At 59.5% G+C, this 21,077-nt stretch carries 23 protein-coding genes and 3 tRNA genes; 18 read left to right on the top strand and 8 right to left on the bottom strand.

Going from position 1 to position 21,077, the window contains the following annotated elements; translation table 11 throughout:
- The first annotated feature begins 73 nt into the window (after positions 1-73).
- The 4 genes from iorA to BP07_RS06375 are packed head-to-tail and all read left to right on the top strand — an operon-like array spanning position 74 to position 3,534.
- The gene (gene iorA, locus BP07_RS06390) at positions 74-1,873 is read left to right on the top strand and encodes an indolepyruvate ferredoxin oxidoreductase subunit alpha (RefSeq protein WP_245597072.1); all 1,800 of its coding nucleotides are present in this window, start codon (positions 74-76) and stop codon (positions 1,871-1,873) included.
- A 37-nt stretch (positions 1,874-1,910) separates the two neighbouring features.
- Positions 1,911-2,552: an Era-like GTP-binding protein gene (locus BP07_RS06385; protein WP_042687046.1), complete on the top strand. Its 642-nt coding sequence runs from the start codon at positions 1,911-1,913 to the stop codon at positions 2,550-2,552.
- Between the two features lie 8 nt (positions 2,553-2,560).
- Positions 2,561-2,920, top strand: coding sequence for a DUF2073 domain-containing protein (locus BP07_RS06380; protein ID WP_042687087.1), 360 nt, complete (start codon positions 2,561-2,563; stop codon positions 2,918-2,920).
- Entirely contained in the window at positions 2,917-3,534 is a 618-nt protein-coding gene (locus BP07_RS06375; protein ID WP_042687043.1) for a CDP-alcohol phosphatidyltransferase family protein, read from the top strand. Before BP07_RS06380 ends, BP07_RS06375 begins: the two co-directional genes overlap by 4 nt.
- 75 nt (positions 3,535-3,609) lie before the next feature.
- Here BP07_RS06375 and BP07_RS06370 read toward each other — a convergent pair.
- Positions 3,610-3,683 (bottom strand) — tRNA-Thr (locus tag BP07_RS06370).
- A 332-nt stretch (positions 3,684-4,015) separates the two neighbouring features.
- Here BP07_RS06370 and BP07_RS06365 point away from each other — a divergent pair.
- A complete protein-coding gene (locus BP07_RS06365; protein ID WP_042687041.1) occupies positions 4,016-4,660 on the top strand; it encodes a hypothetical protein in 645 nt (214 codons plus the stop codon).
- On the opposite strand, the gene BP07_RS06360 is transcribed toward BP07_RS06365, so the two are convergent.
- Complete coding sequence (locus BP07_RS06360) at positions 4,661-5,515, bottom strand: methanogenesis marker 8 protein (RefSeq protein WP_042687040.1); 855 nt, start codon at positions 5,513-5,515, stop codon at positions 4,661-4,663. It lies immediately after the preceding gene.
- The gene (gene hemB / locus BP07_RS06355; protein ID WP_042687084.1) at positions 5,500-6,474 is read right to left on the bottom strand and encodes a porphobilinogen synthase; all 975 of its coding nucleotides are present in this window, start codon (positions 6,472-6,474) and stop codon (positions 5,500-5,502) included. The genes BP07_RS06360 and hemB overlap by 16 nt, the downstream gene beginning before the upstream one ends.
- 215 nt (positions 6,475-6,689) lie before the next feature.
- On the opposite strand from hemB, the gene mtrE reads away from it, so the two are divergent.
- Genes mtrE through mtrH form a run of 8 tightly spaced genes read left to right on the top strand, consistent with a single transcriptional unit; the run spans position 6,690 to position 11,579 of the window.
- Complete coding sequence (mtrE, locus tag BP07_RS06350; protein WP_042687037.1) at positions 6,690-7,592, top strand: tetrahydromethanopterin S-methyltransferase subunit E; 903 nt, start codon at positions 6,690-6,692, stop codon at positions 7,590-7,592.
- Entirely contained in the window at positions 7,589-8,290 is a 702-nt protein-coding gene (gene mtrD / locus BP07_RS06345) for a tetrahydromethanopterin S-methyltransferase subunit D (RefSeq protein ID WP_042687035.1), read from the top strand. The genes mtrE and mtrD overlap by 4 nt, the downstream gene beginning before the upstream one ends.
- Complete coding sequence (mtrC, locus tag BP07_RS06340; protein WP_042687032.1) at positions 8,287-9,111, top strand: tetrahydromethanopterin S-methyltransferase subunit MtrC; 825 nt, start codon at positions 8,287-8,289, stop codon at positions 9,109-9,111. Before mtrD ends, mtrC begins: the two co-directional genes overlap by 4 nt.
- Entirely contained in the window at positions 9,112-9,441 is a 330-nt protein-coding gene (locus tag BP07_RS06335) for a tetrahydromethanopterin S-methyltransferase subunit B (protein WP_042687030.1), read from the top strand. It begins immediately after the preceding gene.
- A gap of 1 nt (position 9,442) precedes the next feature.
- Positions 9,443-10,165, top strand: a complete 723-nt coding sequence (gene mtrA / locus BP07_RS06330) for a tetrahydromethanopterin S-methyltransferase subunit A (RefSeq protein ID WP_042687028.1) — start codon at positions 9,443-9,445, stop codon at positions 10,163-10,165.
- Between the two features lie 2 nt (positions 10,166-10,167).
- Positions 10,168-10,407 carry a tetrahydromethanopterin S-methyltransferase subunit F gene (locus BP07_RS06325; RefSeq protein ID WP_338045906.1) on the top strand — a complete coding sequence of 80 codons (240 nt, stop codon included), beginning with the start codon at positions 10,168-10,170 and terminating at the stop codon, positions 10,405-10,407.
- Between the two features lie 2 nt (positions 10,408-10,409).
- Entirely contained in the window at positions 10,410-10,634 is a 225-nt protein-coding gene (gene mtrG / locus BP07_RS06320) for a tetrahydromethanopterin S-methyltransferase subunit MtrG (RefSeq protein WP_042687023.1), read from the top strand.
- A 12-nt stretch (positions 10,635-10,646) separates the two neighbouring features.
- The gene (gene mtrH, locus BP07_RS06315) at positions 10,647-11,579 is read left to right on the top strand and encodes a tetrahydromethanopterin S-methyltransferase subunit H (protein WP_042687020.1); all 933 of its coding nucleotides are present in this window, start codon (positions 10,647-10,649) and stop codon (positions 11,577-11,579) included.
- 326 nt (positions 11,580-11,905) lie between these two features.
- On the opposite strand, the gene BP07_RS06310 is transcribed toward mtrH, so the two are convergent.
- Both BP07_RS06310 and BP07_RS06305 read right to left on the bottom strand, forming a co-directional pair.
- On the bottom strand, positions 11,906-13,618 hold the full coding sequence (locus BP07_RS06310; protein WP_052353305.1) for a chloride channel protein: 1,713 nt from the start codon (positions 13,616-13,618) through the stop codon (positions 11,906-11,908).
- A 176-nt stretch (positions 13,619-13,794) separates the two neighbouring features.
- Positions 13,795-13,880, bottom strand: a tRNA-Leu gene (locus BP07_RS06305).
- A 51-nt stretch (positions 13,881-13,931) separates the two neighbouring features.
- Here BP07_RS06305 and BP07_RS08965 point away from each other — a divergent pair.
- Both BP07_RS08965 and BP07_RS08960 read left to right on the top strand, forming a co-directional pair.
- Complete coding sequence (locus BP07_RS08965) at positions 13,932-14,117, top strand: hypothetical protein (RefSeq protein WP_042687015.1); 186 nt, start codon at positions 13,932-13,934, stop codon at positions 14,115-14,117.
- Positions 14,118-14,230: 113 nt separating this feature from the next.
- Complete coding sequence (locus tag BP07_RS08960; protein WP_169736259.1) at positions 14,231-14,689, top strand: endonuclease NucS domain-containing protein; 459 nt, start codon at positions 14,231-14,233, stop codon at positions 14,687-14,689.
- A 2-nt stretch (positions 14,690-14,691) separates the two neighbouring features.
- Here BP07_RS08960 and BP07_RS06290 read toward each other — a convergent pair.
- Together BP07_RS06290 and BP07_RS06285 are read right to left on the bottom strand one after the other, a co-directional pair.
- Positions 14,692-14,807, bottom strand: a tRNA-Ser gene (locus BP07_RS06290).
- Positions 14,808-14,900: 93 nt separating this feature from the next.
- The gene (locus BP07_RS06285) at positions 14,901-16,127 is read right to left on the bottom strand and encodes a magnesium transporter (RefSeq protein ID WP_042687013.1); all 1,227 of its coding nucleotides are present in this window, start codon (positions 16,125-16,127) and stop codon (positions 14,901-14,903) included.
- 250 nt (positions 16,128-16,377) lie between these two features.
- On the opposite strand from BP07_RS06285, the gene BP07_RS06280 reads away from it, so the two are divergent.
- Genes BP07_RS06280 through BP07_RS06270 form a run of 3 tightly spaced genes read left to right on the top strand, consistent with a single transcriptional unit; the run spans position 16,378 to position 19,906 of the window.
- Positions 16,378-17,778 (top strand): aspartate kinase, encoded by a 1,401-nt coding sequence (locus BP07_RS06280; protein WP_042687077.1) that lies wholly within the window; start codon positions 16,378-16,380, stop codon positions 17,776-17,778.
- On the top strand, positions 17,775-18,896 hold the full coding sequence (locus BP07_RS06275) for a TIGR04013 family B12-binding domain/radical SAM domain-containing protein (protein WP_245597071.1): 1,122 nt from the start codon (positions 17,775-17,777) through the stop codon (positions 18,894-18,896). The genes BP07_RS06280 and BP07_RS06275 overlap by 4 nt, the downstream gene beginning before the upstream one ends.
- Positions 18,897-18,931: 35 nt before the next feature.
- Entirely contained in the window at positions 18,932-19,906 is a 975-nt protein-coding gene (locus BP07_RS06270; RefSeq protein WP_052353303.1) for a glycosyltransferase family 4 protein, read from the top strand.
- On the opposite strand, the gene BP07_RS06265 is transcribed toward BP07_RS06270, so the two are convergent.
- Positions 19,872-21,044, bottom strand: coding sequence for a glycosyltransferase family 4 protein (locus BP07_RS06265; protein ID WP_042687010.1), 1,173 nt, complete (start codon positions 21,042-21,044; stop codon positions 19,872-19,874). The genes BP07_RS06270 and BP07_RS06265 overlap by 35 nt on opposite strands.
- Positions 21,045-21,077: the final 33 nt, after the last annotated feature.

Here is a 21,077-nt window from a genome sequence, read left to right as displayed (position 1 = left end):
GTATGGTATGGCCGTGGGTACTCTCCCACCACGGCACAGCTTTTTAATATGTGGGGTGCTCTCTCGCTCACAGGTGAGGCGGTTGCTCATATATGCGCTTGGAAACGAGGCGATAGCCCGCGGGCTACTCGATGCAGGCGTGGGTGTAATAACTGGATACCCGGGCACGCCATCCACAGAGGTGCTGGAGAGCGTGGTCAGGCTCAAGGGGGATGCCGACGTCCACGTGGAGTGGTCGGTGAACGAGAAGGTCGCACTCGAGGTGGCGGTTGGCGCCTCGTGGTCTGGTGTGCGCTCTGCCATCACGATGAAGCACGTGGGGCTCAACGTGGCATCCGACCCCTTTATGACGCTCGCATACACGGGCGTTGGGGCGGGGATGGTAATCGTGGTGGCAGACGACCCGGGATGCCACTCCTCCCAGAACGAGCAGGATACTAGAAGGTACGCCGCCTTTGCCAAGGTGCCCTGCCTCGAGCCCTCCACACCCAAAGAGGCGTACGAGATGGCAAGGCAGGCTCCCCTCCTCTCAGAGGAGTGCCACCTTCCCGTGATACTGAGGCCCACCACGAGGGTGTCCCATGCCAAGTCGGACATCGAGCTGCTGGGCAGGCTGAAAGAGCCAACCACCCGTGGGCACTTCGAGAGGAGCCCCCTCACGAGAGTGATGGTACCTGCCCATGCCCGACCCGCCCACGCAGTGCTCGAGGAGCGGTATGCCCATCTCGAGGATATGGAGGTGCCGTGGACGTGGCTCGAGCGTGGGGAGGGTAGAGTGGGCATAGCGACGGGAGGTGTGGCATACACCTATGTGAGGGAGGCGTGCGAGCGCCTTGGCGTGAAACCCCACATCCTCAAGGTGGGCATGTACCCCATTCACAGCAAGAAGGTGCTCGAGCTGCTTTCCAGTGCTGAGCGTGTGCTGGTGGTGGAGGAGCTCGAGCCAGTCATCGAGGAGCACATCAGGGCAACCGCCCAGAGGGTGGGGTGGGAAGGAGAGATTGTGGGAAAGCCCCTCATACCCATCACCGGGGAGCTCAATGTGGACATCGTGGAGGATGCGGTGGCATCGTTTCTGGGGCTGGAGCATGCCCATGCGGAGACGCTCTCACTCCCGGAGCTTCCCCCACGCCCCCCCATCATGTGTGCTGGATGTGGCCACAGGGCAACGTTCTATGAAATCAGGAAAGCGTTTGGCAAGGACGCCATCTTTCCGAGCGACATAGGGTGCTACACACTCGGCGTGTCCATGGGTGCGGTGGATACCACGCTGTGCATGGGTGCGAGCATCACGGTGGCCTCTGGCATCGCCCACACCGACAGACGGAGTGTGTGCTGCACCATTGGGGACTCCACGTTCGTGCACACTGGCATTCCCGGGCTCATCAACGCTGTGTACAACGGTGCAAGGCTCACCGTGGTGGTGATGGATAACCGCACCACGGCGATGACTGGACACCAGCCACATCCTGCCGTGGGCATAACCGCCACGAACGAGCCCACGTTCTGCCTCGACCTCGCAGAGATTGCGAGGGCGTGTGGAGCCACGTTCGTTGCCGAGATTGACCCCTATGATGTGCAGGGCTCTATAGACACCCTGAAGGCGGCGAGGGAGCACGATGGGGTGTCGGTGGTCATCGCCAGACGGGAGTGTGTGATACTGGCGAGAAGGCGGGGAGCCCTCCCCTCGCGGCGGTTCGAGGTGGACACCGAGGCATGCAGGGGGTGCAGACAGTGCATCGAGTTCGGGTGTCCAGCCATAGAATTTGCTGAGGACAGCGCCCACATCGGCGAGCTTTGCACCGGCTGTGGGGTATGTGCACAGGTGTGCCCGTTTGGTGCCATAGTGGCCAAAGGGGCTGGAAAAGAATAAATAAAAGCGCCATACATTAAGCGAGGGGAAGGATGCAATGCCATTTTTGATTGGCTTGAGGAGAGGCTTATCATCGTGGATATTCAGGCTACTGGGAAGAAAGAGGACGGCGAGGATAGGCATCTATGGGCCACCCAACGCTGGCAAGACCACTCTTGCCAACCGCATCCTTCGGGACTGGTCAGGGGAGGCGATGGGCTCAGTGTCCCCAATCCCCCACGAGACCAGGAGGGCGAGAAGGCGTGAGGGAGTGATGATAAACGCCAATGGGCGCTCGGTGGTGCTGGACGTGGTGGACACCCCCGGGCTCGCCACCAAGATAGACTTTCACGAGTTCATGGCACACGGGCTTTCAGAAGAGGAGGCAAAGCGCAGGGCAAAGGAGGCGACTGAGGGCGTGATAGAGGCGGTGAAGTGGCTCGACGACCTCGATGGCGTGATACTGGTGATGGACGCCACGGAAGACCCGTTCACGCAGGTGAACGTGGTGGTGGTGGGCAACATGGAGGCAAGGGAGCTTCCGCTCATCATTGTAGCCAACAAGATAGACCTCGAGGAGGCAAATCCCCAGCGCATAGAGAGTGCATTTCCCCAGCATCCAATCGTGCCCATCTCTGCCCTCGAGGGCACCAACATCGAGCAGCTGTATGAGGAGATAACGAGGAGGTTCGGACGATGAGTACCACGATGAATGGCGTTGAGATGGACTTAGTGTCCGAAGAGATGCTCTCATCCCTGACATCGATGGAGAAGATCCGCTACATCCTCGACAACGTGCGGCAGGGAAAAATACTCGTGCTCGAAAGGGGGCTCACGCCAGAGGAGCAGAGCAAGCTCATAGAGATGACGATGAGCGAGATTAACCTCGACGACTTCATAGGCATAGAGATAGAGAGCTACCCAGCGAAGGAGGAGAGCTCGCTGCTCAGAAGGCTGCTGAAGAAACCCAGCCTCCAGACGAGACTCACCATGATAGGGCCCGCAAGGCACCTCAAGACCCTGAAGAAAGACAGAGAGGTCATCTCTGCTCTCGTGTCCATGAGATGACGCTCGACTCGTTCGCAAGGCGCAGGGTGGGCTCACTGCTCACATGGGCAGCCACCCACATGGCAGGGGGGCGCATAAGCCCCAACGCGCTCACGTGGCTCTCGCTGGTGCTCTCGGCGCTGTGCGCCCTTGCTCTGTATCTCTCCAGAGATTCTGTCCCCATGCTCCTTCTGGCACTGGTGCTCCTCGTGGCTGCGGGACTTGCGGACGCCCTCGATGGGGCAGCTGCTCGCATGCTGCATCGGGAGGGTAGAAGGGGGGACTTTCTCGACCACGTGATAGACCGTTACTCCGATGTGCTCATCCTGTGCGGCGCAATATTCGGAGGATATGTGCCCATGTGGCTCGGCGTCGTGGCGCTCACTGGTGTGTTGCTCACGAGCTACATGGGTGTCCAGGCGCAGGCCGTGAGGCTCGAGAGGGTGTATGGCGGGCTCATGGGAAGGGCGGACAGGCTTGTGGTGCTCATCCTCGCAATATCTTTGAACGTGATATATCCACATGAGCTGCTGGGACTATTGCCCCTTGGATGGGGGCTTGCAGTCGTCGGTGTGCTAAGCCACATCACAGCTGTGCAGAGGTTCTACTGCACGCTGAGGAGGCTCGAGGAGTAGGTGGGAGGTGGGGCATCGTCGTTCAGAATGGTTGTGACCCCTAAGAAGATTTCCCGCCGACAAAGTTGAGAGCAGAGCCGCTGGAGGGATTTGAACCCTCGATCTACTGATTACGAGTCAGTCGCTTTACCGGGCTAAGCCACAGCGGCACGCGCCGCTCTATCGTCCTATGGGATAATAAGCCTTTTGCCGATGGATAGTTATAAGTTCACCCAGTTATCATGAGAGTTGCGCTGGTGGTTGCAGGTATCGTGCCGCTGGCGCTGGCGGATCTGCCACGGCAGTTGTGCTCTCGGTGCATACTGACAGATTCATGTTGGCAAGCCACCCCCAGCACTGCATTAGCACCTAATTTTAATTTTGTCATAACACGTAATACATAGAGAAAAAAGGTATTAACAGTTGCTATTGATTAAAAAATATATAATAAATACCTTTTTAAGGTTAAAAATATTCCAAAAGGATGCAAGGTGGTTGAGTTATGCACATAGAGTCCGCAATCATAATCGCTGCCATAGTGCTCGGGGTCACCCACACGGTAGCTCCAGACCACTGGATGCCCTTTGCTGCCGTTGCGAGGGCGAGAGGATGGGGCACATCCAAGGCCCTTAGGGTGACGGCAATGGGCGGCATCGGGCACGTGTCCACCTCCATAGTGCTCTCGGCAATCGCCATCGCAGTTGGGGTATGGGTCGCAGGCGTGCTCGAGAACTTCGAGGACATCTTTGCAGGAACGCTGCTGCTGGGCTTTGGCATGGTGTACACGCTCATCTCGCTAAGGGGGCACACCCATTCCCACGGGCACTCCCACTCGCACACTCACGACCACTCACACGCCCACGGCGACAGATATGGCCATTTTCTCGTCGTGCTCGCCTCGGTGAGCCCGTGCGTGCCCTTCATACCAGTGATGCTCGCTGCGGTGCCCTATGGAGCGATGACGGTGGCGATGGCGACGGTGCTGTTCGCTCTTTCCACCGTGCTCCTCATGGTGGCTCTGGTGTTTGCTGCGCTCACATCCACGAGGCGACTGTCAATTTCCCCGAGGCGGGAGAGACATCTCAACGTGGCGGCAGGGCTCATCATCGCCCTATTGGGCGTGGGCGTGCTGTTCTTCGGTCTCTAATCACACGAGGGGGCTTGGACTTCTGCCCTGCTCGGTGTGGGGCAGTTTTGTCCTTCTTACGAATAGAGGGGAGGGTACGTCCTTCATCCTCTCCAGCATGAGCTCCTTTCCGAGCTGCGTTAGGGCAAACATGGGAACGCTGGCTCCAGCCTGAAGCAGTGCCCTCTCTCCAGCCTGCTCTCGCACGTGCCTCGAGGCGCACGCAGTCATCACATCCACCAGCTCAGCCATCTCCCTTGCCTCGGCCTGGGTGAGTCCAGTGAGGTGCACCCCGAACAGCGCCACGCTCATGCCATCGCGCGCCAAGCGCCTGCATGCACGGGCGTCCTCTACGGTGGACACCGTTATTCCAATCCTGCGGTATCCGAGCTCCATCGCCCTTTCAAGCCCCCGCACCTGGTCTATCGTGGCGTGCTGCTCGTCGAGCACGTGCCCCCCAGCCCCTTTGATGTGCTCTATGGTGCTCGCAATGGGTGATGTGCTCACCAGCCCCGATATCCTTGCGCCAATCGCCTGCACGAGCTCGGCGTCGTCGCTGATTACCGTTCCTGCACCGTCACATACCGTGACGGCGGCATCGAGCAGCCCTCGTGCGAGCGCGCTCATCAGTATCTCGGACACCCCAAAGTCCACGAACTTCTCGGGCTCAAAGCTGCGCCTTGGGGTGAACATCCCCACGTCCCTTATGCGAAACGCGATGTTCTCCCTTATTGCCTCCTTAGTCAGGCGCTCTATGCCACGGGCCGCATGGAAGAGGGGGCAGTACTCGATGAGGGGCTCTCCCACCTCAACGACCCTGCCATCCCTTATCACCACTTTCGCCTTTCCAAGTGCTTCCATCACGTGCTCGTCCATGCTTCTGCCCACTCCTTGGCAAAGTATGTGATTATTATGTCGGCTCCAGCCCTGCGGATGCAGTGCAGCAGCTCGTCCACCACCTCTTTCTCGTCTATCCATCCTCTGAGGGAGGCAGCCCTGACCATCGAGTACTCACCGCTCACGCTGTACGCGGCGGTGGGTACAGAAAAGCGCTCCTTGACCCTTCGCACGATGTCGAGATATCCAAGCGCTGGCTTCACCATCACGATGTCAGCGCCCTCCGCGATGTCCAGCTCCACCTCTCGCAGTGCCTCGTCCGAGTTCCTCACATCCATCTGATAGGAGCGCCTGTCCCCAAAGGCGTATGCGGAGTCTGCGGCATCCCTGAACGGAGAGTACATCGAGGAGGCGTACTTGGCTGCATACGACATGATGGCCACGTCCTTGTATCCAGCCTCGTCCAGCCCGCATCGTATCGCCCTCACCATGCCATCCATCATGCCAGAGGGTGCCACGATGTCTGCTCCTGCCCGTGCATGGCTCACCGCTATCCTCTTCAGGTACTCGAGGGTGGAATCGTTGTCCACCTCCCCTTCCCGCAGCACCCCGCAGTGCCCATGGGAGGTGTACTCGCACATGCACACATCGGTAATCACGAGGGGCTCGTCGCCAAGCTCGGAGCGTATGTGCCTCACTGCCCTCTGCACCACGTCTCCCTCACCCCACGCACTCGAGCCCAGCTCGTCCTTGTGGGAGGGGATGCCAAACAGTATCACGCCCCCGATTCCCATTTCCATGCACTGTCTGACCTCGTGTGCCACCTCATTGATGGGCAGCCTGTATTGCCCGGGCATGGAGGGGATTTCCCTTCGGCTCTCGAGCCTCTCATCCACGAAGATGGGATATATCAGGTCGGACGGCAACAGCACGGTCTGTGCCACGAGCCTCCTGAACTTTGCCCGCCTCAGTCTTCTCATTCTGGTGGTGGGAAACATGCTATCCTCCAGCTCCAACTCGAAAGGATGGTATATAACCGTGTCCGCCAGCGCCATGCCTCAGACTTCATGAGTGGTTTTGACGAAAGCTTTAATTACTCACTCCGAATAAGCTTGCACCAACTCAACCCACCTCATACACTGCTCGACACCAACCACTTGCGAGCGCTCAACAACACTCGGGAGGAGGAAACGCTAAGGAGGAGGAAAAACGGATGGACATCTTACTCGAGATGGGTCTTGTTGCAATCATGGGGGCAGCTGCGACGGTGGCTGGAGCTGCCGAGGACCTTGAGTCGGACATAGGCTCCCAGAGCAACCCGAACTCACAGGTTCAGCTCGCACCCCAGATGGGCAAGCCCCACAGGATATTCAACAAGGCGATATCGGGTGAGCCACCAGCCTATGGGCTGTGGTGCTCATCTGGTGCGGTCGTCACCTCAGTGCTGCTCGGTGCGAATGTGTCTCCCCTCATGGCGATCGCCGTGGGTGCGCTCATGGGCTCCATTGCCCTCGGGCTGTTTGCCATCACACCCTATCTTGGAAGGTCGGCGAGCCAGAGGAGGTACAAGCAACCCATATACCTCGACGTAATCAGAAACCACCTGTTTGGCATCATGGGACATGGGTACATCGCGATATTCTGCATACTGATCATCTCCTACATCATGCACGTGCTGCTCGCCCACCCCTTCCCCATCCCGCTCCTCGCTCTCATATGGGGAATAACGGTGGGGGCAATCGCCTCGTCCACGGGCGACGTTCACTATGGCTCAGAGAGGGAGTTTCAGAACTACGAGTTCGGCTCTGGGCTCAACGCCGCCAACTCTGGCGACATCGTGAGGCGTGCGGAGGCAGGGCTTCGAAGCTCCATCGACAACGCATGGTTCTGTGCCAAGTATGGAGGGCCCGCCACAGGACTCACGTTCGGGCTCACCGTGTTCATTGACAACTGGAGAACTACGCTGCTTCACCCCACCGCAGGGCTGGGCTGGTATGCAGTGGCACTGGGTGTGGGCGTGGTGGTGCTCACCATTCTGCTCAACAGGCTCATCGAGCTGCATGCCAGAAACACGTTCGGACCATACAAGCAGGACAACACGGAGGCGGCCGCATGATAGATCCCATCACCCTCATACTTGGCATAACGCTGGGCGGCGTGCTGGTGTGCTTTGCGGTGCACTTCATACCAGTGGGCGGCGCCCCAGCGGCAATGGCACAGACCACTGGAATAGGCACGGGCACCACAATGCTGGCAACGGGCTCTGGGCTCACGGGGCTCGTGAGCGCTGGGTTCATGCTCAACGCCGTGGGCGCTGGAGTTGACCAGATGGCGCTCGTGCTCGCCTCTGGGGCAGTGGGCGCGATGCTCATGCTCGACTTCACGATGCTCATTGCCAACGCCATATATGTGTGGGGTGTGGGCGTGGTGCCCGCATCTGCTAAAGTGAAGTATGACCCCATCACGAAGGACAGGCAGGACCTGTACGTCTCGCAGGGCACCGAGGGCCATGGCATGCCCACGGTGTGCTTTGTGAGCGGCACGCTGGGTGCGCTGTTCGGTGGCGTGGGCGGCTCCCTCGTGTACTGGATGCTGTACCACGTGAGCGCTGACCCCGCCATGTCTGGCATATTCGCAATCGGCATCTTCCTCGTGAACTCCGTGATAGCCTCGTACAACATAGGAGGCACCATCGAGGGCTTCCATGACCCCAAGTTCAAGAGGCTGCCCAAGGCAGTGGTCGCCTCGCTCGTGGCGACGTTTCTGTGTGCCCTCATCGCAATATACGTGGTTCCCGGAGGTGCGGTGCTATGAGTGCGCAGGCAGGAGGCAATGGACACAGTGAGATAGGAGCAAAGCAGACCGCCCCCCTCGGAATCATCGGGGGTCTGGTGTGCATGTACCTCGTGGGCCTGAACGACATCCTTGGCGTGGACACGTTCTCCTTCTTTGGTGGGTTTGCCGCGATATGTGCTGCCGTGTGGGGCGCAGATGCTGTGGCGAGAATCAGCCAGTATGGTCTGGGCACGGGCATTCCCTCCATCGGCATCCTCTCGGTGGGCATGGGAATCATTGCCTCGCTGTTCGGGCTTTCGGTGTCCTACAGGACTGGCATCGGGTTTGCGGGACCCCTGCTGTCGTTTGCCACGGCGTGTGGCATCGGCTTCGTGATTGGGGTGGTCGCCAACCGAGTGATAAAGATGAGGATACCCACCCTCGAGCAGGCAACCACCGAGGTGGGTGGCGCTGCTGCCCTCACCCTGACTGGCCTTAGCACTCTCATCGGAGGCAGCATCATGTTCGATGCTATCACCACAAGGGTGATAGACAACGGCTTTGTGGGCATGGTGCTCATAATAGGGGCACTCGCCATACTGCACCCGTTCAACGCCTGCTTGGGTCCAGACGAGACAAGGATACGAACACTCACCCTCGCCGTGGTCACGAGTTCGATTGCCATGTTCTTCTGTGGCCTGGGGTCGTTTGCCACCCTGAGCTTCACGGCTGCCGCCCTGAGCACAGTCCTGGGCGTCCTCATATGGGTGGTGGCGTTCAAGCGCTACTTCAGGCTCGTCAAGCGGGACGCCTATGCGGTGCTGGGTACTGGAATGCTACCAGAAGTGGAGGAGATGTAGATGGCGCTGGTGAGAGCTGTTCCAGAGCTCCATCTGGTGGTCGACCCCCTCACGGGGTTGCTCGCCAAGGAGCGCAAGGACGTCATTCTGTATGAGCTCGAGCCCGTGATGAATGCCATCGACGAGCTCGATAAAATAGCGGATGACCTGATGAACTCTCTTGCGCCCGATGCCCCCCTGCTGAACTCCTGGCCCCACAGGGAGAAGACCTCGTGGTATGCGGGCATCATCACCAACTCCTTCTATGGGTTCATCTTCGGGCTTCTGCTGTCGTTCGTGGTAATACTCGTGCTGTACTACACACGTGTGGCATCCATGGGAGGGGTGTGAGATGGCAGAGAAGGCAAGCCCTGCAGAGGGATGGCCCATCATCGTGGGAGAGTATGCCGTGGGAGACCCCCAGTCGTGTGTTGCAGTGACCACACTCGGCTCACACCTCAGCGACTTTCCAGTGAAGGCTGGAGCCGCCATGGCCGGTCCCACCAAGACAGAGAACATCGGCATCGAGAGGCTGGTCGCCAACGTGATATCCAACCCCAACATCAGGTTCCTCATCGTGGCTGGAGCCGAGGTGAAGGGGCATATCACGGGTGACGCCATCATCAACCTGCACAAGAATGGCGTGAAGGATAGCCGAATCGTGGGCGCAAAGGGTGCAATCCCCTACATAGAGAACCTGCCCCCAGAGGCAATCGAGAGGTTCCAGAAGCAGGTGGAAATCATAGAGATGATAGGCACCGAGGACGAGGCCGCGATTACCAAGGCGATACAGGATGCGATAGCCAGGGACCCAGGTGCCTATCCTGAGCCCCCCATGCTGGTGGAGCTGGCGGTGGAGGAGGCAGCTGCCGAGGAGGAATACGAGGGCTACCGTCCGATGGCAGCAGAGCTCGCCACCATCCGAGCCCGTTTCGAGGAGCTCGACAGGCAGATAGCAGAGATAGGCATGCTCAACAAATACACCGCTGGCATGTATGCTGGCAAGATTGAGGGCATGATGATAGGGCTGGTGATTTCCCTCGTGATACTCGGGCTCTTATCAGGAGGGATATGAAGATGGCAGAGGAAGGGCAGAGGGAGGAGCAGGTGTACGATCGGGGTGTTCCCACTGTGCTCGCTCCTCCGATGGTTGGTCTGAACGACATCGTGGAAAAGATACGCTATCGGGCACAGATCATAGCAAGAACTCAGAAGCTCGAGTCTGGAGTGAGTGCCACTGAGGCGCTGGGCTTCGTGCTCGGCTTTCTGCTGGCAGTGCTGTTGGTGCTCGTTCCCGTGGCATATTGGGTGGTGTGAGCATGGACGATGGCATAGTACCCAGTGTGGTGGTGGACCAAGCAGACTACAGGCAGGTGACCGAGAGGCTGGATGCCTTGGAGGAAAAGGTGGAGTTCGTGCATGCCGAGATTGCTCAGCGGGCTGGAAAGCGCGTGGGCAGGGACATCGGCATAGTGTATGGTCTCAGCATCGGAACCATCTTGTTCCTCGTGTACCTGATGGTCAAAGCAGCGTTCTTTGGGTGAGGAGGCTTTTTGATGTTTAAGTACGACAAGAAACAAGAGGTATTCGAGTTTGGAAAGACCAAGGTGGGAGGCCAGATAGGAGAGTATCCCACCGTGTGTGTGGGCTCGATGTTCTACACAGGCCACAAGATCGTCCAGGACGACGAGAAGGGCATATTCGACAAGGACGCAGCTGAGGAGCTGTGGAACAAGCAGGCAGAGATGAGCGATATCACGGGCTTGCCCTGCATGAATCAGATAGTGGGCGAGACGCCAGAGGCAATAGCGAGGTACATAGACTGGTTCGCGAGCATAGACAGTGAGACTGCGTTCCTCATCGACTCGAGCGTCGCAGACGTGAGGGTGGCGGCAGCCAAGTACTGCGATGAGGTGGGGCTATCCCACAGGGCAATATATAACTCCATCAACGCCTCGGCAGACGAGAAGGAGATAGAGGGTATAAGGGAATCGAACATCGATGCCGCTATCGTGCTCGCCTTCAACGTGCTGGACTCCACTGTGAAGGGCAAGATGACGATACTCGAGGGTGATGGAGAGACCAAGGGCATGCTGGAGCTCGCAAGGGAGTGCGGCATAAAGCGCCCCCTCATCGATGTGGCAGCCCTGCCACTGGGCGCAGGCGCAGGGGCGACCGTGAGGTCAGTGATAGCCGTCAAGGGTCACCTCGGGCTTCCCACGGGCGGCGGGTTCCACAACACGGCGAGCGCATGGGACTGGATGAAGACGTTCAAGAAGGAGCACAAGGAGGCGTATCCACCAGTGGATGTGGGCACCAACCTCGTCTCTCAGGTGATGGGTGCGGACTTCCTGCTCTACGGTCCCATAGGCAACGCCGTGAAGGTGTTCCCTGCGGTTGCCATGGTGGACATCATGCTCGCGGAGACCGCTGTGGAGCTCGGGCTGGAAATCAAGGACGAGAACCACCCCTACTACAAGCTCGTGTGAGCCCAAGTGCTCACACTCTTTTTTATCTTCGTGTTGCTTGCAAGACCCCTTCCGCAAGGGAGGGGGATACACAAGGGGAGGTGGCTAAGTTTAAATACTCTGAGCCGTGAGTCCAGAAGGATAACGGATAGTGGCTGTGTGAACCAGCCTGTGGATAAGGCTCGTAAAGAGCAAACTCCCCACGAGGCTCCTTGCGTGAGCGAGGAGCAGTTCACATCCTCCTTTAATGTGGCGACTTTTTGTTAGAATGGAGAAAAGGAGGGTACGTACAGACACAGAGTGGTAGAGCTCTACTTCCCCCGGGAGCTCTACTTCCCCCGGGAGCTCTACTTCCCCCGCCTCAGGGTGGCGCTCACCCTCGCATGGGCGACCACGATGTCCCGCTCGGTCAGGATGCCCACCAGCCTCTTGGGGTCGTCCCTGCTCACCACTGGCAGCCTCGATATGCCGTTTGCCACCAGCCTTCTCAGTGCATCGGCCAGCGTCTCGTCGGGATACGCCGTGATGAGCTGCGTCGTCATGGCAGAGGATACTGGACCGCCCCGCTGCTCTATAGGCACCCTCTCGGCATCCCTGTAGGTGATTATGCCCACCAGCCCCCGTGTCTCGTCCACCACGGGATAGCCCCTGTGACCAGTGGTGTGCACCGCATCGAGCACGTCCACAATTGAGGCATGGGGGGCAAACGTGAGCACCTCCCTCGTCATCGCCTCCTCCACTCTTATCCTCTCGAGCACGTCCATCGTCATCTCGTACATGTGGGCAGGGGAGTGCAGCCTGTCCACCTGCTGGTCCTCATAGATGGACCACCTCGTGGTCATGAGCAGGCTCACCGTGGAGGCGAGCATGAGCCCGGGGAGCAGGAAGTAGTTACCCGTTAGCTCTGTCACCATCACGATGGAGGCGAGGGGCGCCTTGGTCGCACATGAGAGCATCGCCGCCATGCCGATGAGCACGAACGCACCCGTGTGCACATCCATGGAGGGAAAGGCGAGCGTGAGCAGTCCGGCAAACAGCCCACCAGAGAGGGCTCCCACCTCGAGCGTTGGGGCAAACACCCCGCCCACTCCTCTCGAGCCCAGTGTGAGCGATGTGGCGAGCATCTTTCCCATGAGCAGCACCACGAGGAGCAGCAGCGGAATGGTTCCAAACAGCGCATACTGCACGAGTTCGTAGCCCATGCCGAGCAGCGAGAGCCCCACGCCCGTCTCCCTCTCCACCAGCACGGCGAGCAGCCCGACCCCGAGCCCGCCGAGGGCTGGCTTTATGGGCTGTGGTATGTGCAGGCGGTCGAACACGCCAATCGCCGAATGATATATGGTGGCATACAGGATTGCCACCAGTGCTACAAACGCCCCGAGCAGGCTGTACAGCACCAGCTCTGAGGGGCTCTCGAAGGTGTAGGCAGGTGTGATGAACACTGGACCTGCCCGATACACACCATAGAATATGGAGTACGAGATGATGGAGGATATGAACGCTGGCAGGATGGCATCGACCTCTATGTCCTTTTTGTAGAGCACGGCAGAGGCGAACAGGGCTGCACCAAAGGGCGTGCGGAAGATGGCAGAGAGCCCGCCCGCTGCCCCGCACACCATGAGCAACCTGCGCATTCTGTCCCCCTTTCCAAACAGCCTTCCAGTCTGGTAGCCTATGGTGGAGCCTATGAGCACTATGGGCCCCTCCCTGCCAGCGCTTCCTCCGCTGCATATGGTGAGCACCGCACCCAGCATCTCGGCTGGTATGGTGATGAGCCTCGAGCCCCTTATGGTGTGAAACGCCCTGATATACGATTCGGTGCCCGCCATCGCCACCTCTGGCACGTATCTCGCAATGAGCCCACCCAAGAGCCCCCCGATGGCAGGAAGCAGCCATATGATGTGCAGCCTCTCAAAGGTGCCGGGAGGTCTTGCAAAGGGCTCGCCTGCCAGAAGGTCTGGGGGAGAGTACCCTCCGATGCCAGAGAGCAGCAGCGTAAATCCCACATGAAAGAGGGCGTAGAACACCACGCCAGCTATCCCACACAGCACCCCAACCACGATGCTGGTGGGAATCCAGTCCTCGATGTAGCGCTTCTCCCATCTCAGGAAGGGCTCTATCAGCGAGCGTAGCCACTGAAATTTGGTGGGGTCATCCTGTGCTGTCGCCTCTCATCCCTCCGCCGTAAGATGTGGGCAGGAATATTAAGCATTATGTGTGTAGCTGGTGTGTGGAGTGGTGCAGGGGGCCGGATTCGAACCGACGAACCCCTAAGGGAGTAGATCTTGAGTCTACCGCCGTTGACCGCTTGGCTACCCCTGCACAGCCCTCGCCCTCTGTTTTCTGAATAATATTTAAGGGTTGTGCGGTTGTATGAAAGGGCGGGAGAGTGACAGGATGACCACCTGTGCGGATGCCATAATAGAGGCTGCAAGGTCGTGGGAGGGCGACTTTCACTGGAGGGAGATGGTCAGGCACCTCTACAGGATGTACCCAAGCAAGCCTTGGAAGGAGAACACCATCTATGCCCATCTCGTTGGGCTGAGTGTAAAACGCTGAGTGTAAACCATTCCACGGCTCATCATTATTCCCATCTGCAGAGAAGGGCATGTCTGCTTTACTTGGGAGGGGGGAGGTTCAGGTTTTATGGCTCTGGTCCAGATGAGCCTAATGTGGATGGGCTGGATGACGTGGAGGTGGTGGGGGAGCCTCCCCATGGGCTGACCGAAGAGCCCTCCTTGAGCTTTGAGAGGGACTTGGAGGAGTACCTCGTGAGGGACCTGAGTCAGATTGAGGAGGGTCTTACCCTATATGAGGGGGGAAGGCAGTTTGCCACCGATGTGGGCAGGATAGACATCCTTGCTCTCGATGGAAAGGGGAGCCTTGTGGTGATAGAGCTGAAGAGGGGCACTGCCACCCATGCCGTGATTGGCCAGATTTTGAGCTATATGGGCTGGGTTCGCGAAAGGCTTGCGAATGGGAGAAAAGTCAGAGGAATAGTGGTTGCCGAGAGCTTCGATAGCAAGGTTGCATATGCATTGAGGGGGTTCGAGGACATCTCCCTGAAGAGATACAGAGTGAGGCTTGAGTTCGAGGACGTGGGGCTGGAGGTCGACGGATTCATGGAGTAAAGCGCCGGGGTTGGGATTCGAACCCAAGCGCTCCAGATGGAGCAACAGGTCTCGAGCCTGCCGCTTATAGACCCACGAGACGGCGGCTCCCATGGATTGTCCACTCAGCCACCCCGGCATCTCGCCATCCAATGGATGACCCTCCTTTATAGTCTTTGCTACGTCCTCTTGGCGGTGAGCACCTTTTTGAGCCACAACACCTCCCACTGGCTCACCCCACAAAGTGGGAGACGAAGAACATGAGCACGCCCGTGGTGATGAAGTCCATGGTGGAGGTCAGCAGGGGAATCACGGCGTTGTCTGGGTCCACGCGGTAGCGTATGGAGAGGAACGTGAGGTAGTACGCCACCACGTTGGACAGCAGGGCAACCACCATGCCCACCACCGTGGAGAGCACCACCAGCTGCACCAGCCCCGGGGTGGTGAGCCCGAACACGGGCGAGATGATGTGCACGAGCACCCCGAGCATGGGAAACATCACCATTCCGAGCAGAATGAGGGCGAGCGAGCTCAAGAGTACCTGGGCATCTGGTGCTCCGTGAATGCGTATGATGCCCATCCTGTGGCTCGATGAGAGCCGTGCAGCGAGGATGCTCCCGAGGTTTCCAGCCTCCTCATTGAGAGATGGTATGAGCAGGAACAGCGAGGTGTACATCAGCAGCGCCTCGAGCTTGTGCTCGAGGAACACCCCTGCGAAGGTGCTGAGCAGTGCGCACACTGTGAGTATAGGAATGCTCTGCACTATTATACTCCTCGAGATGGGATGACGCCTCCTCATGGATGTGGCGAGCCCCACAGCGCACACGGCGAGCACCAGCACTGCGAGGGCATCGAGCACGCTCTGCAGCCTCAGCACCACATACGCCGCCAGCAGGAGCATCGGTATGGTGACGAGGTCTCCTATGGCGGTGATGAGCGGTGTGGTGATGTTGTCTGGGTCCCACCCCCTGAGCACACTCCTCGTGGCGATGAGCACGGTGGAGGTCAGCATCACCAGAGCGGCGAGCACGCCCCCCAGCACCGATATCATCATGAGCATCGCCACTCCGACCGATGGGATGCCGATGGCGAGCGTGATTGCCTTGGCGAGCAGGGCGAGCAACACCGAGAGGGCAATGGTCTGGGAGAACGAGGCGAGCACGAGCTGGTTGAGTATTGTGCGCTCCTTGAGCTCTGGGGACAGCTCACCAGTGTGCAGGTAGGTGCCAAGCCTCGAGCCAAGCGAGGCATACACATTTCCCCGCATGTCGATGGCGGCTGGCACGAGCACCAGCAGTCCCGGGATGAGCTCGAGATAGGAGCTGAACACACCCAACGAGAGCCCTGCGACGAGGTCGCCAATGGCACACACCATGAGGGCGAACAGACTCTGGCGCATCATCGATGCCACCTCATTGTGGGCAGAGCGCCAGCCCCTCACAGTGTACTCCTCGCCCATATAGACCACCTCTGCTGTGTCGGTGGATGGGCTATAAAACCGTTCTTATAAATACAATCATTCATTTATGTAGCGGAGGAGATGATTGAGCTGAGTATGAGGTGTGGTGTTCTGAGTTCGATGAGGATGTGCACTTTGAGCTGGAATCTCAGATGTGTAAGGGGTACGCCTCCTGCGTGCTCCAGTTCAGCCGCTGACATGCTCAAAAAGCCTTAAATGTTCTCTCGAAGTGGTGTTCGCTGGTGTGAGCATGCGGCTGGTCATGAAGTTTGGCGGGGCGTCGGTTGCGGATGGCGAGCGCATCAGGCACGTTGCAACACTCGTGAGGAGCTACAGGGAGCAGGGCCACGAGATTGCGGTTGTCACATCCGCCATGAAAGGTGTGACCGATGCGCTGCTCATGGCAGCGAGAGCCGCATCTGAAAAGGGCGATGCCGATGCTGTCCTGAAGAGCGTGTCCGATATTCGCACCCAGCACGAGCGAGCGGCTGAGGTGTGCATCGAGCACGAGCCCACGAGGGAGCACGTGCTGGACAGCATCGCAACGCTGCTCGACGACCTCGAGCGTGCGCTCGTGGGAATATGCTATCTCGGGGAACTCACGCCCCGCTCGCTGGACTACATCTCATCGTTCGGGGAGCGGCTCGCAGCCCCGATGCTCGCTGGAGCCCTCCAGAGCATCGGGGTGCCCTCGCGCAGCATGGATGGAATGGAGGCGGGCATCCTCACAGACAGCACCCATGGGGATGCCAGACCGCTCGACATCACATACGAGCGCATCGCCCAGAGGGTGGCGCCCCTGCTGGAGGAGTGCGTGCCCGTGGTGGGCGGGTTCATGGGGGCAGACGAGAGAGGCGTAATCACCACGCTGGGCAGGGGAGGCTCTGACCTCACGGCGTCGCTGGTGGGTGCGGGCATAGGGGCACACGAGATATGGCTCTGGAAGGAGACCGATGGCATCATGACCACCGACCCGCATCTGGTGCCAGAGGCGAGGTCGCTGCGGCAGATATCGTACGCAGAGGCGATGGAGATGTCGTACTTTGGGGCAAAGGTGCTCCATCCCCGCGCCATCGAGCCCGCAATACGCCACAGCATCCCCGTGAGGGTGAAGAACACGTTCCATCCAGAGCGCGAGGGCACGCTCATCGTGGCAGACCACGTGCCATCGAAGTCAGTCGTGAAGGCGATAACGGTGATTCGCAACGTGGCACTCATCACCATCTCTGGAAGCGGGATGATAGGCACGATAGGGGTGGCAGCCCGCGTGTTCTCCAGCCTCGCCCGTGCTGGTGTGAACATACGGATGATAAGTCAGGGCTCCTCAGAGGCAAACATCTCCATGGTGGTGGACGAGGCGCATGCACAGAGGGCGGTGAGGACACTCAGAGAGGAGTTCAGGCACAACATCGTGAAGGACGTGTCGCTCAACGAGCACGTGTGCGTGGTGGCGGTGGTGGGCGCTGGCATGATAGGCACGCCCGGCGTTGCTGGCAGGGTGTTCTCCACGATGGGAAGAAACGGCATAAACGTCATCATGATTAGCCAGGGCTCCTCCCAGAGCAACATCTCGTTCGTGATTGACGAGAGAGACGCCCGGCGGGCGGTGGCCGTGCTGCACGAGGAGTTCGCGCTGCACGAGATAGAATGATTCCCGTGCACTTTCGGTACTTCAGGACTTGCAGGTTCAGCATCGCAGCGCTTCTGCCCTGTGTGCCCAATGCGGACATCGTGAGGGAGCCCCAGGATGGCGTGATGCTGTACAGCTTTTGCACCCCCCTCAGCAGGAGGGTGTACGCCGAGGTGGACGCTGGAAGGCGCAAGGTGGATGCCACGTGGGTGGCGGGTGGACCCCACGCCTCGGCAAGGCCAAGGGAGGCGCTGGAGCACTTCGACTACGTGGTGGTGGGCGAGGGGGAGAAAGCCCTGCCATTGCTGCTGGATGCCATCGAGAGGGGATGCGAGCCAGAGGGCGTGGAGGGGGTGGCGTACGTGCGCGAGGGACGAATGCACCACACCCCCCAGCGCTCTACCGTGTGCCTCGACGAGTATCCACCCTTCGACTCAAGAAGGCTGTGCGGGCCCATAGAAATCACGAGGGGGTGCCCCCATGCGTGTGCGTACTGCCAGACCCCGAGGCTGTTCGGGCACACCGTAAGGCACAGGAGCATCCCCAGCATCGTGGAGGCTGCAGGGGCGTACAGGGACGTGCGATTCATCTCCCCAAATGCCCTCGGCTATGGCTCGGACGGCGTGCATCCGAGGCTGGACAAGGTGGAGGCGCTGCTCTCTGCAATTCATGGGAAGAGAGTGTTCTTTGGCACGTTCCCCTCCGAGGTGAGGCCAGAGTTCGTGAGTGAGCGGGCGCTTGCCCTGATGGACAGGTACTGCGCCAACCGCTCCATCAGCATAGGGGTGCAGTCGGGAAGCGACCTCGTGCTGGCGCGGCTTGGAAGAGGGCACACCGTGGCGCAGGCATACGAGGCAGTGGAGCGATGTCTCGATGCCGACTTCACCCCGACTGCCGACTTCATCTTCGGGCTTCCCATCGGGGACGAGGAGGACGAGCGGGCGACCCTCGAGATGGTGGAGTGGATAGTGAGAAGGGGAGGGAGGGTGAGGGCACATGCGTTCATCCCCCTTCCCGCAACACCGCTCGAGCATGCAAGCTTCAAGCCCCCCTCCCAGAGGACTGTGCGCACCCTTGGCAGGCTGGCACGGGCTGGAAAGCTCACGGGCAGCTGGGAGCCCCTCTCAACCTTTTTATAGCGTGTCTGCATGTGCATGGGAGTTGTGGATAGTGCATGAAGGTGTGCCTGTATGCGGAAGGGGAGAGCCTGTTTCGCCAGTGCGGGATAGGCGCTGCCATCAGGCACTTCAGAAAGGCACTTCTGCTCAACGGAGTGCACATAGTGGAGGACTGCAGGGATGCCGACATCGTGCACATACACACCATAGGTCCGAGGGGGGCATATCTCGCACGCACCCTGAAGGCAAAGGTCGTGATGCATGCCCACACCACTGCAGAGGACTTCAGGGGCAGCTTCATCTTCAGCGAGTACATCTCCCCAGTGCTCGCCCGCTATCTCAGGATGCTGTACAGCAGTGCAGACATGGTGCTCTGCCCCACAGAGCACACCCGCCGTGTGCTGCTCTCCCATGGCATCGTTGCCGACATCAGGGTCATCAGCAACGGCGTTGACCTCGATGCGTTCACGCACATGGAGGAGCGAAGAAAAAGGCACCGCAGGAAGATGGGGCTGGAGGGAATCGTGCCCTTCAGCGTGGGCAACGTGTTTCTGAGAAAGGGCGTGGACATCTTTGTGGATGTGGCAAGGCAGTTTGACAACACGTTCGTGTGGTATGGTGCCATCTCAAAACTGGCTGACCCCAGGGTGCTCAGGCTCGTGCGGGAGGCTCCGCCCAACGTGAGGTTCGCGGGGTTCGTGGAGGACGTGGTGGATGCGTATGCGGGTGGAGACATATTTCTGTTTCCCAGCAGGGAGGAGAATCAGGGGATAGCGGTGCTCGAGGCTGCGGCAGCCAGAAAGCCCCTGCTGATAAGCAGCATACCAGCATTCGACTACCTCGAGGAGGAAAAGCACTGCCTCAAGGCAAAGAGCCCTGAGGAGTTCGCACGCCAGCTGGAGGTGCTGCTCGAGGATGCCAGTCTGAGAAGGAGGCTCTCCAGAGGGGCATACGAGCTTGCAAGGCAGCACGACCTCAAGCTCGTGGGCAAGACCCTCAAGGGTTACTACGAGGAGCTGCTCTCGAAATAGCGTCGAACGTCTTTTCGAGTGTGCACACGTGCTCGTCCCACGAGAGCGAGAGCATGCGCTCCCGCGCCCGCCTTCCGATTGCCCTTGCCCTCTCTCGATGTTCAAAGAGCTCCAGCACCTTCTCTGCCACCTCCTCGGCGTCCATCACGTCCCTCACCATCACGCACGTCTCTTCATCCTCGAGGTACGAATAGGGCGAGGGGGGCTCGAAGGGCACCACACACGCAAGGCCGCTCGCCATCGCCTCCATCGTGGCAAAGCACTGGCTCTCGTTCAGCGAGGGCAGCACGAACACATCGCACGCAGCATACACCCTCGCAGCATCGGGCACGAACCCCGTGATTATCAGCCTGTCGGAGGATGCCATCCTCCTGCCCATCCTCCTGCACCTCTCCAGCAGTGGTCCCGTGCCGGCGAGCACGAAGTATGCGTCCTGCCGCCGCTCGAGGATGATGTGCGCAGCCCTCATCAGAGTGGATATGTTTTTCTCAGGGGAGAGCCTTCCAAGGTACAGGGCAACGGGCGCATCCTGCGGGATGCCCCACTCGCGCCTCCAGCCCCTCCCTACATGGGGCGAAAAGCGGGAGGTGTCCACCGCGAAAGGGGCGTACACCATCCTCTCCTCTGGCACGCCCACCCGCTCCAGCTTGGCACGGAACCTCGCGGTTGCGAACAGCACCCGCTGGCATCTTCCGTACAGCCACCCCATATAGCTGTCCACCAGCGGTGCTGCCCCCAGCACCCTCGAGAGCATCACACGCTCGTCGTGATGGCAGAACATGCACACTGGCACCCCCTTCCTCGAGGCGAGCAGCACGGCAGCCGAGCCAATGGGGGCGGCATCCTGCACGAACACCACGTCCGAGCGTGCCACCTCCCTGTGCAGCGTGGGGGTGGGGATGGCGACTGGGTACCCGGCAAGCCTCCCAAGGGTGGGCATGTACACCGTGATGTGCTCCGTGATGTGCTCCGTGATGTGCTCCAGCCCCTCTTGGGTGCGTGGTCTGGTGTGGGGGAGCGCCGGGAGCGCCACCACCACCTCGTGGCGGGTGGCGAGCCTCTCCAGCACCTCACGCACATACGTTAGCACACCGTCGGTGAGCGGGGGGCATGTGTCCATCGCGACGAGAATGCGCATGCTCCATGCTCGTTGGCATCCGTAATAGCGTTT

Origin of the sequence: Methermicoccus shengliensis DSM 18856, from assembly GCF_000711905.1 — an archaeon.
Lineage (GTDB): Archaea > Halobacteriota > Methanosarcinia > DSM-18856 > Methermicoccaceae > Methermicoccus > Methermicoccus shengliensis.
The sequence above is the reverse complement of the archived record's forward strand: the minus strand, read 5'-3'. Positions and strand labels throughout refer to the sequence as shown.